10 protein-coding genes are annotated in these 14,049 nt (G+C 50.9%); 3 read left to right on the top strand and 7 right to left on the bottom strand.

The features are described 5' to 3' along the window. Positions 1-75 precede the first annotated feature (75 nt). Both EQU24_RS02350 and EQU24_RS02340 read left to right on the top strand, forming a co-directional pair. Positions 76-1,440, top strand: coding sequence for a DEAD/DEAH box helicase (locus EQU24_RS02350; RefSeq protein WP_017841040.1), 1,365 nt, complete (start codon positions 76-78; stop codon positions 1,438-1,440). A 439-nt stretch (positions 1,441-1,879) separates the two neighbouring features. Further along, positions 1,880-2,356, top strand: coding sequence for a hypothetical protein (locus EQU24_RS02340; RefSeq protein WP_017841042.1), 477 nt, complete (start codon positions 1,880-1,882; stop codon positions 2,354-2,356). Between the two features lie 453 nt (positions 2,357-2,809). Here EQU24_RS02340 and smrA read toward each other — a convergent pair whose 3' ends face one another. Both smrA and EQU24_RS02330 read right to left on the bottom strand, forming a co-directional pair. Beyond that, positions 2,810-3,388: a DNA endonuclease SmrA gene (gene smrA / locus EQU24_RS02335; RefSeq protein WP_017841043.1), complete on the bottom strand. Its 579-nt coding sequence runs from the start codon at positions 3,386-3,388 to the stop codon at positions 2,810-2,812. A gap of 97 nt (positions 3,389-3,485) precedes the next feature. Beyond that, positions 3,486-7,727: a DEAD/DEAH box helicase gene (locus tag EQU24_RS02330; protein WP_017841044.1), complete on the bottom strand. Its 4,242-nt coding sequence runs from the start codon at positions 7,725-7,727 to the stop codon at positions 3,486-3,488. A gap of 789 nt (positions 7,728-8,516) precedes the next feature. Between EQU24_RS02330 and EQU24_RS02325 the strand changes: the two genes are divergently transcribed. Then, positions 8,517-9,230 carry a hypothetical protein gene (locus tag EQU24_RS02325; protein WP_017841045.1) on the top strand — a complete coding sequence of 238 codons (714 nt, stop codon included), beginning with the start codon at positions 8,517-8,519 and terminating at the stop codon, positions 9,228-9,230. A gap of 187 nt (positions 9,231-9,417) precedes the next feature. On the opposite strand, the gene EQU24_RS02320 is transcribed toward EQU24_RS02325, so the two are convergent. From EQU24_RS02320 to EQU24_RS02300, 5 genes are all read right to left on the bottom strand, one after another. Next, complete coding sequence (locus EQU24_RS02320; RefSeq protein ID WP_014146873.1) at positions 9,418-9,987, bottom strand: DUF2452 domain-containing protein; 570 nt, start codon at positions 9,985-9,987, stop codon at positions 9,418-9,420. A 15-nt stretch (positions 9,988-10,002) separates the two neighbouring features. Further along, entirely contained in the window at positions 10,003-11,340 is a 1,338-nt protein-coding gene (locus EQU24_RS02315) for a nicotinate phosphoribosyltransferase (protein ID WP_017841046.1), read from the bottom strand. Then, positions 11,337-11,936: an isochorismatase family protein gene (locus EQU24_RS02310; RefSeq protein ID WP_017841047.1), complete on the bottom strand. Its 600-nt coding sequence runs from the start codon at positions 11,934-11,936 to the stop codon at positions 11,337-11,339. The genes EQU24_RS02315 and EQU24_RS02310 overlap by 4 nt, the downstream gene beginning before the upstream one ends. A 3-nt stretch (positions 11,937-11,939) precedes the next feature. Beyond that, complete coding sequence (locus EQU24_RS02305) at positions 11,940-12,626, bottom strand: protein-L-isoaspartate(D-aspartate) O-methyltransferase (protein ID WP_017841048.1); 687 nt, start codon at positions 12,624-12,626, stop codon at positions 11,940-11,942. 386 nt (positions 12,627-13,012) lie between these two features. Beyond that, complete coding sequence (locus tag EQU24_RS02300) at positions 13,013-13,546, bottom strand: copper resistance protein NlpE (RefSeq protein WP_017841049.1); 534 nt, start codon at positions 13,544-13,546, stop codon at positions 13,013-13,015. Positions 13,547-14,049: the final 503 nt, after the last annotated feature.

Below are 14,049 nucleotides of genomic sequence, written 5' to 3'. Positions count from 1 at the left end.
CTTCACTTTATGCGAATCCCGCCTAGACTGACCCAGGGCATTCCCGGGTAGGCCATTCCAGGAGCATTTTCCAATATGTTATTTTCCGAACTCGGCCTAGCAGCCGAATTAGTCCGTGCTGTCTCAGAACAAGGCTACAGCACGCCAACACCTGTTCAACGTCAAGCGATACCCGCAATTCTCAACGGTCGTGACGTTCTGGCCGGTGCACAAACCGGTACCGGCAAAACCGCGGGGTTCACATTACCTTTGCTGCACCTGCTGCACACCCAAAAACCCAAAAGTAATCGACGTGCGGTAAGAGCACTGATCCTAACGCCTACGCGCGAACTCGCCGCTCAAGTCGGCGAAAGCGTCGATACTTACGGAAAATATTTACCGCTAAAATCGGCGGTAGTCTTCGGCGGCCTCAGTATCAACCCGCAAATCGCGCAATTGCGTCGTGGCGTGGATATCCTAATCGCGACGCCGGGTCGTCTGCTCGATCATATAGCACAGAAAACTGTTGATTTATCGCAATTGGAAATACTTGTACTCGATGAAGCCGATCGCATGCTCGACATGGGCTTTATTCGCGATATCCGTAAAATTCTTGCGTTGCTTCCGCCAAACGGTCACGATGGCCGACAAAACCTACTCTTTTCGGCAACGTTCTCCGATGAAATCCGTCAACTAGCTAACAGCTTGTTGCATAAACCGGAGCAAATCGAAGTCGCGCGTCGTAATACGACCGTCGAAACCGTAGCTCAGACGGTTCATCCGGTCGACCGCAACCGTAAACAAGAACTCTTGTCGCATCTAATCGGCAGCCAGGACTGGCGTCAGGTGTTGGTCTTCACGCGTACCAAACACGGCGCCAACAAACTCGCCGAAAAACTAGAACGCGACGGAATCGGCTCGGCCGCTATTCACGGCAATAAGAGTCAAGCCGCAAGGACAAAAGCATTGGCCGACTTCAAAAGCGGTGCGGTACGTGCCTTGGTTGCAACAGACATCGCAGCGCGCGGATTGGATATCGACCAATTACCGCATGTCGTCAATTACGAACTTCCCAATATTCCGGAAGATTATGTTCATCGCATCGGCCGTACCGGTCGAGCGGGCAATGCCGGAGAAGCCATATCGCTAGTCTGCGTCGACGAACACGATTTTCTGCGCGACATCGAACGATTGATCAAACGAGACATTAACAAAATCGAAATCGAAGGCTTCCAACCTGACCCGACCATCAAACCCGAACCGGTCTTCAAACAACGCCAGCAGCGCTCGCCTCGCGCCGGGAATGATGCCCGAAATAACGGTCAACGCAACAACGGCAAGCCAAATGAGCGCCAAGCAGCGAAGCCCGCTCGTAGTAAACCGCGCCGCGGTAACGGAGCAAATTCCGGCTCAGGCCGCCCGCAACAAGGACGCTCAGGACAAAGGCGCCTTAGCGCTTAGTGCTTAACGCCATTCGTTAAAAATTGGGGGATGCCGCTTCTTACTGCGAACATTTAGACCGTCGCGATCATAGAGGCGCTCCCACAATTTGCCGAAGCTCGGCGCAGACAATTCAGATCCCAACACGCCGTCATTTTTGGCGGGCAAATCCGATTCCGTTTATCTCAGCAATTCCCAATTTGGAGATCAAAAAGGGTGTGGGGTATGCTTGGCGAGGATGTCGGCAAGCCCCCATGGATGGGTTTACGGCGTTCCTCGACAGGCATACCCCACACCCTAAAATCGGCGAAACTGCTCAAACTGGGAATTGCTGCCGTTTATCTACAAAGTTGCAGAGCATTGGCGTTAACTGTTAAAAAGGACATCAAAAGACTCTTCACTGCTTAAGAGCCTCTGAAAAACAAGGTCGCTGAAAAAACGAGCCCGGAAGGAACAAACAATGGCTGCAAAATACACTCCCGATAACGAAAAAATTCCACTTTACAAACCTAACCAACTCCCCCGCCGAAAAAAACGCTCTGCAAAAAAAGCAAAGGCGCAACGGGTACTCAATAAATATACCTTGATCGCAAGCGGCATAGGCTTTATTCCCGGTCCCCTAGCCGGCCAAATTGCAGTCGGCGGCTTACTGGCAAAACTAATGGACGACCTCTGCAAAATTTACGGCCTGTCCTTTTCCGATCATCAAATCAAAATCACCGTCACGGCGATACTCGGCGGAGCCCATTATGACTGGATTAGCCATTATCTAATCAAATACGTCAAAGGCTACACCCCCATTTCCATATCGACCGGCTCGCTGTTACTACGCCCTGCCGTCTCGGGTTTGCTTGTCTATTACATCGGCAAGCTCTTTCTGCTGCATCTGGAATCCGGCGCCTGGGTTAGAGTCAAGGAAAAAGGTTTCAATCCATAAAAAGCATTGACCATCGCTGAAAATCTTGGAAACGGAGCGTTAGCGAAGTGAAGATTTTTAGTCCCCGATAGCCTTAGCGCCGGGTGTTTTGCCGGAGTCTGCGCGAATAGCGCAGGCGGAGGCAAAACACAAGGCATCGCGACACGGTGTAAAGCCATTTGTGGGAGTGCTACGGATCCGCATCGAGTATACGATGATGCGGCGTATTGGCACGGACGCAGGGCGAATCGGGGCCGCCGAAGGCAATAATCGCCAAGTCATTTTTCGCTGCTGAAATCGGACGGCCCCCATTTCAGCTTTCGCGAAAAATTTTGGCGCGTTTGGAAAAATAAAACTTTAATTCAATAGCTTGTCATTCGTTTGTGTAGAATTTTCACTCACCCGAAAAATTAGCTGGCATATTTAGGTAATCTCATAAAATACTTCATGTGCTTCACGGTTGAACTTGCGTAACTACCCGCCTAAACGCGCGGCGTGGCGTTCGCGGTTTTCGCTTCGGCGCTGTTCGCTCTTGCGCAACAGCACATAGACGGCCGCGACGCCGCCATGTTGTTTCAGTGCGGTGTGGCTGGCTTGTACTTGTTCCATTTCGGGCAACCATTGCGCCAAATAACTTTTCAATGTGGCGTCGGTGTTTCGTCCTCGCCCGAAAACGAGCAAAACGCTACGGATGTTGCAGTCTTGGCATTCGTGCACGAATTGCAGTAATTCGTCCCGGGCTTCGGAGGGCGTTTTGCGGAACAGATTCAAGGTCGCTTCCAGCGGATATTTGCCGAGTCTAAGATTTTTATAGACGCCGTCTTGTATGCCATCGCGCTTGTAGGTAATCCACGCATCGGCAGGCAGTGGTTTTCTGAGTACCAGCGATAGGGGGCCGTTGATGTCTTCTTTCGAATATTGCGCTTGTTGCCTGCGGTATTGCTGACCGGGTGTTGCCGACTGGGCGGTTTTCACAATGGTTTTGACGGGTGCTTTCAGAGGAACCACATCGGCCATTTCCTGAAAAAAGAGATCGATTTCTTGCTCGGACATCGCAACCTCCTGAACGGTTAGATAAATATCGACTGGGCACAGGCAAAAAAGGGCCTGAAGCCAAAGAGACACTTACTCTGAATTTTCGTTCTATCTTTTATTTCCGCAGTAAGGCGGTTTTATACTGCCATTCTTGCTCCGGTTCAACCGTCTCGACAAAAACCACGTCGTTTTTTTTCGACGACGCCAGCAATACGCCGTCTCGGTAAAGCAAACGATTGGCCGACTGCGGTCCAACCCTGTCGCCGCTACCGATAATGCCGGTCAAATTGAGCGGATCGACGGTACTAATCGCTATCAACTCGCCGGTTTTCGCTTGTTTGCGGCTATCTCGGAGCATCGAAACCGCTTGCGGCAAAGCAAAGTGTTCGCCGGCCAGGCCTTGCACGAAACGGCCGCCGCGCACTTCGCCGCGCGCTTCTAGACGACGATAGACATAGAGCAAATCGCGCCAAGAAGGAATGCCTTCTTCGTTATCGAGTAATTTGCGGAAGACCACGCCGTAGCGATTCAATAAAACGCGCGCAATATGCTCGACCGGCTCGTAAGCATCCGCACTGGCTTGCACCGGCCGCAACAAAGACCACCTGCCGGCTGTCGCCGAGGTATCGTGCGCGGGATAACGCCGGCTGCGGCGCTGCCGAATCGCGCTACTTTGAATCAACGTTCGAAGGCCTTGAAAGCTGTCGGCGGTAATCAATCCTGCGGCGACCAATTCGCCAAGCGCCTCAAATAATTGCGCATTCAACAAACCGGTTTCATCGCTGATTTCCTGAAAAAAACTGGCGCCCCAATTTTTCAAAACCGCGTGGACTTTTTGCGCGCCGCTCGATAGCTCGATCGCGTCATGATCCGGCAAGGGCGCATAGACGCGCCAAGAGGAAAGACGAGCTCTCGGGAGCAACGCGATTGATGTACTTTTACCGGCCGGCCTCGGCGTTTTGGCGGCACTTTTAAATTTCAGTCGCAGCCAAACGAAACGTCCGGTGCTGCAGCAAGTATCCAATTGCGATGCAAAATAGGGTTTCAAGCGTTTCGGCAGCACATCGCCTTCCCATGCCGCGGCGGGCAAATTGCAGCCTTCCAATTGCAGCAAAACTTTTTCCAAGGCCGCCTCGCCCTCTCGCGGTTCGTCCAGGCCGTGCCAGTGAAACAGAAAGCGCATGAAGTCGGCTTGCGCGACCGGCTGTATCTCGTTGCGTAATTGTTTGAGCGTGTAGCGATGAATCCGAGCCAACAGTCCGCGCTCGCACCATTCGGTCTGCGCGGCATCGGGACTGAACCGGCCTTGTATCGCAAAACCTTGCTGTTCCAATACGGCAAGCGCCTGTTCGACCTGTGGCGCCGATAGCCCCAGCGAATCGGCCAAACTGTTCGCCGTAACCGGGCCCAAACCTTCCAATCGGCTACGCAGGATGTTTTGCAACGCGGCATCCTCCGTCAATTCGGGATCGGCGTCCACGGCTTCTATCGTCGGCTGCACCGCTATTCCCGGAAACAGCAACTGCAACTCATGCAAGCGTTCGGCGGCCGTTAGAATGCGGTTTCCGTTCGGCAGCACCAGTAATGCCGCTCGTCCGGTCTGCTGCAGTTGCTCGAACAAAGTGTATTGTTCGCGCGTGCATTCTTTTTCAGCGATAAAACTCAACACGACCATCGCATCGTGCAATTCGTCGGCGGTGTTTGCTTCGGGCCAGGCTTCAAGCCGGACGCGCTCGATCGCGGCCGGATCGAGCCTGCCGATTTCGGCGGCTTCTTCGGCGTTAGCAAAGCGGCGTTGTTGAATCGCCAAGGTCCTTCTTTCCTCGGCCGGCGCGTCGTCCAAAAAAGCGTAAGGCCGTGCATTCAGAATTTCCTGCGCCATCGGCGACGGCGCGCTCAAATCCCGCGCGACAACTTTGATCCGCCCGCTTTCTATACCATCCAACAGCGCTTCGAGCCCGTCGATGTCCATCAATTCGTGCAGACAATCCCACAAGGCTTGATTGACCAGAGGGTGATCGGGAATTTCGCGGTCGCCGGCGATGTTTTCGAAACAAGCCAATTGATCGGGAAAAATCACCGCGATCAAATCCTCGGCATTGTTGCGTTGAAATTGTGCGGGAACTCTTTTGCCGGCCCGGTTACGCGGCACCGCGAGAGCGGTATTGGTCACCCAGCGCCAACGGGTCGGAAACATCGGCGCGGCCAACAAGGCCTGAACCAAGACTTCTTTTACGGTCGAAGCTTTCAAATAGCCGGCCGGTTCCACAAGCGGAAAACTGTGCGTCGGCCCGAGCGATAAAACGATATTGTCTTCGCTGGCGGCGGCCTGTAATTCGAAATTGAATTTGCGGCAGAAGCGTTTGCGGAGAGCCAGTCCCCAAGCCCGGTTGATCCTCGATCCGTAAGGCGAATGAATCACGAAATGCATGTCTTGCGTTTCGTCGAAGAAGCGTTCGAACACGATCGTTTCGAGTGTCGGTAACACCGTCAAGGCAGCCTTAGCTGCAGCTAAATATTGTGATAACTGCTCGGCGGCGACATGCGGCAAGGCTAAATCGATCAGATAACGATAGGCCGCGCCCTCGCCTTGTTCGAGAAGACTGTCGATCATTGCGGATAATCTTGAGACCGCTTCGGATAATTCGTTACTGCGACCCGGCGCTTCGCCGAACCAAAACGGAATATTCGGAGGCTGGCCATGTGCGTCCTCGACATGGACCTTGCCTTGCTCGACCTTGAGCAATCGGTAGGAATTATTGCCGAGTTGAAAAATATCGCCTGGGAGGCTTTCGAATGCAAAGTCTTCGTTGAGTGTTCCGACGAAAAGGCCTTCCGGCTGCAATATAACGTCGTAATCGAACAGATCCGGTATCGCCCCGCCGTTCAGCAACGCGGTCAAACGCGCGCCTTTGCGGGGCCTCAGCATGCCGTGTACGGCATCCCTGTGCAGATAGGCGCCCCGCCGACCGCGCCGCGTATGAAATCCGTCGGCGAGCATTTTGACCACTGCGCTAAATTGCATCTCGGTCAATTCCCGGTACGGCCAGGCACTGCGAAAAGCCTGATACAGTTCGGTTTCGCGCCATTCGCGGCAAGCGACTTCGGCGACAATTTGTTGGGCCAAAACATCCAAGGGATGCTTGGGGATCAGTATCGTATCGAGTAAATCCTGTCCGACCGCATAGAGTAAAGCGCTGCATTCGAGCAAATCGTCCCGCGACAACGGAAACAATCGGCCTTTCGGCGTAGCCCCCAAACGGTGACCCGAACGGCCGACCCGCTGCAGAAACGCCGATATCGAATGCGGCGAGCCCAACTGACAAACCAGATCGACATCGCCGATATCGATACCGAGTTCAAGTGAGGCGGTCGCGACCAGTGCTCTCAACCGGCCTTGTTTGAGACGTTGTTCGGCATTCAGGCGATGCTCTTTCGCGAGACTGCCGTGATGCGAGGTGACGGCTTCTTCGCCGATCCGCTCGGCTAGCGCGGCTGCTACGCGTTCCGCTTGGCGCCGCGTGTTGACGAAAATCAGCGTGGTGCTGTGTTCGACGATCAATTGTTCGAGACGGTCATAGATTTCGGTCCACACTTCGCCGGCCATGACTGCTTCGAGCGGCGAGCCGGTCACTTCGATTTGGAGATCGCGGCGACGGACATGGCCGGTATCGATAATCGTGCAAGGCTCGGCACGGTTGCCGATTAAATAACGGGCGATGCCGTCGAGCGGTTTTTGCGTTGCCGATAAACCGATGCGGACCGGTTCTGTTTCGGTCAACTGCGTCAACCTTTCCAGTGACAGCATGAGATGTGCGCCGCGTTTGTTGCCAGCCAAGGCATGTATCTCGTCGACGATGACGCTACGCACCGATTTCAGCATCTCGCGGCCAGATTCCGAAGTCAGCAACAAATATAATGATTCCGGAGTCGTGACCAGGATATGAGGCGGGAAACGTTTCATTGTCGCGCGTTCGGCTTGCGAGGTATCGCCGGTGCGGACCTGGGCACGGATCACGATATCCGGCAAAGCCGCTTCGAGCAGCGCCATGCCGATACCGGTCAACGGTTCTTCCAGATTTTTATGAATGTCGTTCGATAAGGCCTTGAGCGGCGATATATATAAAATTCGCGTTTCATCGGGCAACGGCGCTTCGATACCCTGCTTAACCAATTGATCGATCACGGCCAAAAAAGCGGCCAAGGTTTTACCGGAGCCTGTCGGCGCGGCGATTAATGTAGACGCCCCGCTTTGAATCGCCGGCCAAGCACGAACTTGGGCTTCCGACGGCTGTCCGAAACGCTCGATAAACCAGTCGGCCACGACCGGATGAAAGGCAGACAAAGAGTCGGTCACTGATATCGACTAGGGTTTAGCGAAAATAGACCCGCAAATGCACAGTAACTCATTTGAAATGACCGCATCGATAGATATAGATAGATAGATAGATAGATACTTGATTTATAGACGTTTGGAAAGTTTTTACTTTAACCTTAGACATGCCGAAGCACGGCAATTCAAATTGTATCCGATTAATTGCCACATATAACCTTTGCTAGTCAAATTTCGGCGTCGGGGTGCCCATCAAAGGACGCCGTGAATACGTCCATGTAGGCTCTATGACAGAATCCATGCTGCCCCAAAGCCTTTACCGAACACCCCGACGCCTCCATACGCTAATACCGAAATTTGAAGTGCGATAGGTATATTTAGTGCCGAGACCCAAGCAAACAGCAGTCAGCCGAGTTGAAAAACTAGGGCATTTGCCGCATTTTGCGTGAAATGCCACACACCCCTCACCCAATCGTTTGCAGTCAACAAATGATCTAGAGCAACGCTGTTGCAATCCTTCGCTATGTGAACTTCCTTTATTTACAATGCCTGTAGACAAATTAACATCGTAAAATATCACACCTCAGCGAACGATAGTTTGACTAAACGCTAGACAAACCAATAAAAATCAGCAAAAGCCTTGCCAAAAACTGCGACATATTGTCGCGCGGCAATATGACACATTCAATTAGCACCTTAGTACTAATACAATGACCCCGGCTCTTGAAATACGCTTCTTAACGCCTCAGCTTATTCAAGATACTCCTCAATGATGCGATAGCGTTATCGCATTCTTTCCACTCGGGGATTACCATGAAACGAAATTACCAAATAGACGAACCGATACCATTAAAACACCGACAACTTGTCCAACAAACCGCATTTCATGAAGCCGGGCATGCCGCGGCAATTTATTTGTGTAACCGACAAAAAAATCTACCGCCTGTTTACTTCCAAATAACATTCGGCGGCCTGTGCGCCTCAACACCCGAAACCGACCGTCTAAAAAAGCTACCGCATTCTAATTGGGTTGCTACCGTCGAGGGTGGAAATCTGATTCACAGCCTGCCTCTCTCGGTAATCGAAAGCAGCGGCTATTTTTCCGATCACGAAAGTCACGCCTATCAGCTAGCTTATGAAGCCGACATCATCAATCTGTTGGCCGGCCCACTGGCTGAAGCGAAATATGTCGCGGAACGCGATAATGAAACCTTCAATCCTCGCCTAGTCAATGTCGAAGCTCTGAGATATTATGGCGGCACTTCCGATCTCGAAAGAGTTGACGAATATTTGGAAGCTTTAATAGCAACTCAAGATAAACGTAGCAAAAAATTAAACGAGCTTTTTTTGGCCGCATTCCGCTTTGTCGAGGACCCTAGCCATTGGTATGCCATCAATCGACTAGCCCATCATATTCTCGAAAACGACAATGAAATCATCGGCTGCGAAGAAATAATCGAAGTAATAGACAACGCTCTATTGCCGTCCTTAACCTATGACAGGTTAAGCGCTAATTTCCGTTGTTAATTGAACCGGCCTGACCATTATCGCTTATGAAACTCGACTCCATTGTTTGCCGAGGCCGCGAAAAAACAAAGCCAACGCGGCCTTGGCTTTAATCTCTCCGCCTTGCAATATCCTACAAACAACGAAAACAATTAATAAACTGTTGAAATGGATTCATTATTAACCTGCCCAAAACGCCTTTTAGTACTTAAAGATTTGCTATCTCGCGCCGTTGTATTTGATTGTAACTTAAGCCGGTGATTCCGCGTTTATACATCGATTGCCCGAGCGAACAGGCCAACCCCGAAGCCAATACCCGGGCATAAAACGGCAAGGTTTCGCTATAGGTGGGCAAGGCATCCTCAATGCAGTCAACTACTTGCAATTGTCGGTCGAAATCTTCGCGTTGCCTTGCTATTTCGACCATCAAAACCGAATTACCGAGACAACCCTCTGATAACTCCAGCGACCAAGTCAGGTCGTTTTGTAATTCGCATTGCCCGACATAGAGCCCTGATTGTGCCTCCGGCCATTGCTCCGGCGCGATCAATGATAAGCGGTAGCCGTCCGGCTTACGATAAAGCCAATAACATTGACCAAGCACTGGTTTGAATTTAATGGCGCTACTCAACACGAATAACGAGGTAAATAGCTCATCGGCAATCCGGTTTAAAGGCTTGGCCGGGACATTAAGACCTCTGGTAACGCTATATAAAGCGTCAAGCACAGGGAGCAATCCTTTGCCTTGCGGATTAGGCGATTGACCATGCGAGCTCATTGTTAAAAATAACCTTTATGAATAACCTTCGTCGACACGTTGCGCAAGATGCTTGAGAGCATCTGAAATAACGACCGGATAATTTTCTTCGCGCGTCAATAGCTTCAATTTACCGGGCAGCGTATGCAGTTGGTCTTGCGTTTCGAGTCGAATACGCTCAAGCGGCCGCTGCATTCCGGTAATCTGGCGACCGTTTTGCATTACTGCCTGCAATAACGGTTTACCGTCGCAAATTTCATCGTCTACAGCGATTGTATCGCCGATCATGATTCCGTCAAGATCGAAGCGGCGATACACTTGTTTTCGCCCCGGCCAAGTCGCCTTGCCTTCAGAGCGTTTGCGTCTCGGCACGCCGGCATATTCCTGCAATTTATACGCACAATCCATGTAAGGGGCATCCGCCGAGGTATCCAGATACGTGCCGATGCCGTATCCGTCGATCGGCGCTTGCCGCGAACGAAAAGCTTCGAGTTGATATTCGTCGATGCCGCCGCTTGCAAAAATCGTGACTTTTCGCAAACCGCCGTCATCGAGTATTCTCCTGACGTTATGCGCATGCTCGGCAAGATCGCCGCTATCTAAGCGCACACCCTTGATCCTTATGCCGGCCGCTTGTAATTTGGGCGCGAGAGCAACGACTTTTTGCGCGCCGGCCTCGGTATCGTAGGTATCGATCAATAATACGACATTATCAGGATTGGCTTCGGCAAAGCGGAGAAAGGCTTCGCTTTCGTCGTCGTGTGCCTGCACGAACGAATGCGCCATCGTACCGTAAAGGGGTATGCCGAATTCGCGGCCGGCGCAAACCGTTGCCGTACCGCTAAATCCGGCCAAATAACTCGCTCTTGCCGCCAAAACGCCGGCCTCGGCGCCATGCGCGCGCCGAAAACCGAAATCGACCAATAGCTTATCTCCAGCCATCAAAACCGAACGCGCGGCCTTCGATGCAATCAGTGTTTGAAAATGCAACAAGTTGATAACACGACTCTCGACCAATTGTGCTTCGGGAAACGGCGCAATAATTCTCAGAATCGGTTCATTCGGAAAAAACACGGTACCTTCCGGCATCGCATCGACATCCCCGGTAAAGGTCAAACCGGCCAGATAATCGATAAAATCCGATTTGAAATGTCCTGTTGTGCTAAGCCAATCGATTTCGGCTTCGCTAAAACGCAGATTTTCGAGAAAATCGAGGACTTGCTCCAGGCCTGCCGCAACCAAAAAGCTTCGATTCTTCGGCAGCTTGCGTACAAAAAACTCGAACACCGCGGTCTCTGTCATCGCGTGCCGATAATAGCCTTGCAGCATCGTCAATTGGTAAAGGTCGGTCAATAAAGCGTCGCTAGCAATCATGACAAGTCGTCCAATGTAATAAGATGGGCGCCTTCGTCCGCCATTATTCGTTCGGCTTCAAGCCCATCCTGAGGATGGATATTTACTGCCGCCAGCGCATCGTGTAATAAAAACACCTGGTAATCGAGCCTAAGCGCATCGCGAACCGTCTGCAACACGCAATAATCGGTTGCGATGCCGCACACAAACAACCGCTGTATCGAAGCGTTATTTAATCGACTTTCGAGTTTCGGATTTTCAAATGCCGAGTAGCCTTCCGCCTCAGCCGTATCTCCTGTGGAGACAAGGACGACAGTATCCGGGAGTAACAAGCTGGGGGCAAACTCTGCGCCTTTCGAACCGGCGACGCAATGGACCGGCCAAGGACCACCTTGCGCGGCGAATGAACAATGATGGCTAGGATGCCAGTCGCGTGTCACGAAAACCGGCAAGTGACTGCGTATGAATCGCTCGATATAGGCATTGACGACCGGAATGATTTTATCACCGCCAGCGACCGCCAACGCCCCGCCCGGCAAGAAATCTTTCTGAACATCGACCACAATCAACGCATCGCCTTGCTTGAGTCGTATTGGAGAAGAATCGGCTTGATGCATCGTTTACGGACTCCATTGATGATGGGCCGATTCCATATGCTTACCGGTAAAGGGCACAAAACTAACCCCCAAAACCGTACGCGAATCGATTTTACCTTGAGAGTCTTTTTCTATGACCAGCAATTCCTGATAATTAAAGGGAAGACCAACTGGAATCACCAAGCGCGCGCCATTCCGTAATTGATCGATCAAAGGCTGCGGGATATGAGGCGCGGCCGCGGTAACGACGATGCCGTCATAGGGACCGTGTTCCGGCCACCCGAGGTATCCGTCGCCGGTACGAACTTCGATATTATGATAACCGTAGGCCGCAAGTCTTTCCCTCGCTTTATCGGCCAAGGTTTCGACGATTTCAACCGTATATACCTGTTTGACCAGCCGAGATAAGATAGCCGCTTGGTAGCCGGAGCCGGTACCGATTTCCAATATCGTGTCGCTCGGCTTGGGAGCCAATAAATCGGTCATCAGCGCGACAATGTATGGCTGCGATATCGTCTGCCCCAAACCGATCGGTACCGGACCATTGGCATAGGCGTAATGCCTAGACTCCTCGGGCACGAACAAATGCCTCGGGACTTCACGCATCGCATCGATAACCCGCTCTTCCAAGGCATTCTTACCGATATAATGCCGCGTCAAGCGCACTTCGGCTTCAATATCATCGAGCATCTGCTGAATGTTTTCTTTCAAAACGCGCTCCCCAATTATTTCGCCCCAATTTTGAGTAGTAAAATAGTGTTTTGCACGTTCCTTATTCCTAGAAAAATCATTTCGCTACGAAGAATAAGAATCTGAAGTTTCCCAATTATTAAAAAAGAGAACTAGCGCTGACCAAGGTGTGTGGGTATTTTTGATTGGGTTTGCGTTAAACATGGCAAACCCATTAAAAAATACCTTTACAAGCCAGATTACCCCCCATAAAAACTGGGAAACTTCAGTAAGAATTTAATTCGATAGCTCATTAGCCTATGCACAACCCTTTTGCCCCTTAAAAGGTTATTCAATTTTTTTTATGACAAGCCGTTGAAATACTTTATGAACTTCATCTGCTTCATAGTTAAACTACCGAATTCAGGTTAATGTATATGCACTTCTCGAGACTTTACCTTATCACTTCTTCGCAACACATAACGATCCGACTTTTTGTCCAACCTTGTTCCGTCGTCATCTAATTGAACCAGCGTTCCATCATTTTCTATAAAATACCGCCGTGTATTTCCCACACCTTTACGTGGCGTTAATACAACGATTTGACTCTCCTCATTCCAGCTATATTTCCCTTTTTCGTAATACTCTCTTGAGGACTCCCTTGCCGGCTGAGTCACCATCAAATAATTATTTTTTTGTTTTAAAGACAACGTGACCTTGATGCCATTGCAATCATTGCACGGGAGATAACCGTAAAATACTCCGCGAAAAATTTGACTTTCATCGACATGACTTTCATGGAGCGCATGATCGTTATCCTTTTGCAAATGTTTTACCCGGGCTTTTGCAAGGTTTTCTCGAGCTTCAAAATCTGTCGCCGCGATTACCGGCATCGCGAAAACCCAGCATCCGATTAGCAACACGAAGCGACGGGGTTTTAATTGTTTTTTTACTGTTCGCATGGAAAATTTCCGAAAAAAGAGTTGTGTCTAGGAAAAAAGATCAATGGGGACAATCGGTTTCAATGTTAAACCGGGTATTTATGATACTGCTCCGGAAGCAGATCGGAATTTCCGCCTAGATTACAGAGCGACCGGTTTAAAGATCGATGCCAGGGTAGGCTCACCTAATGAGTGTAGCAAGCGAATCACCGGAATCAAGTCTCAGGGGTTATATACCTTTCGCACTTCGAATTTCGGCAGTGCCTTAGGAAGCGGGGTTGCTCGGTAAAGGCTTTGCCAGCATGGAACTGGCATAGAGCCTACATGGACGTATTTACGACAGATCGAACGCCAAGGATGGCTTGAATGCAGATTTTGCAGGAGCCAAAAATCTGCCCTGCTGCCCACATCCTCGCCAAGCACACCCCACACCCATTTTGATCCCCAAATTGGGAATTGCTGCATTGTCCCCGGCACATAGGCAATTTTTTATGTTTCTTAGAGAGCATGGAGTATGCTCATTG

This window comes from Methylotuvimicrobium buryatense, assembly GCF_005931095.1.
Taxonomy (GTDB): Bacteria; Pseudomonadota; Gammaproteobacteria; order Methylococcales; family Methylomonadaceae; genus Methylotuvimicrobium; species Methylotuvimicrobium buryatense.
This window is presented reverse-complemented; position numbering and strand designations above follow the sequence as displayed.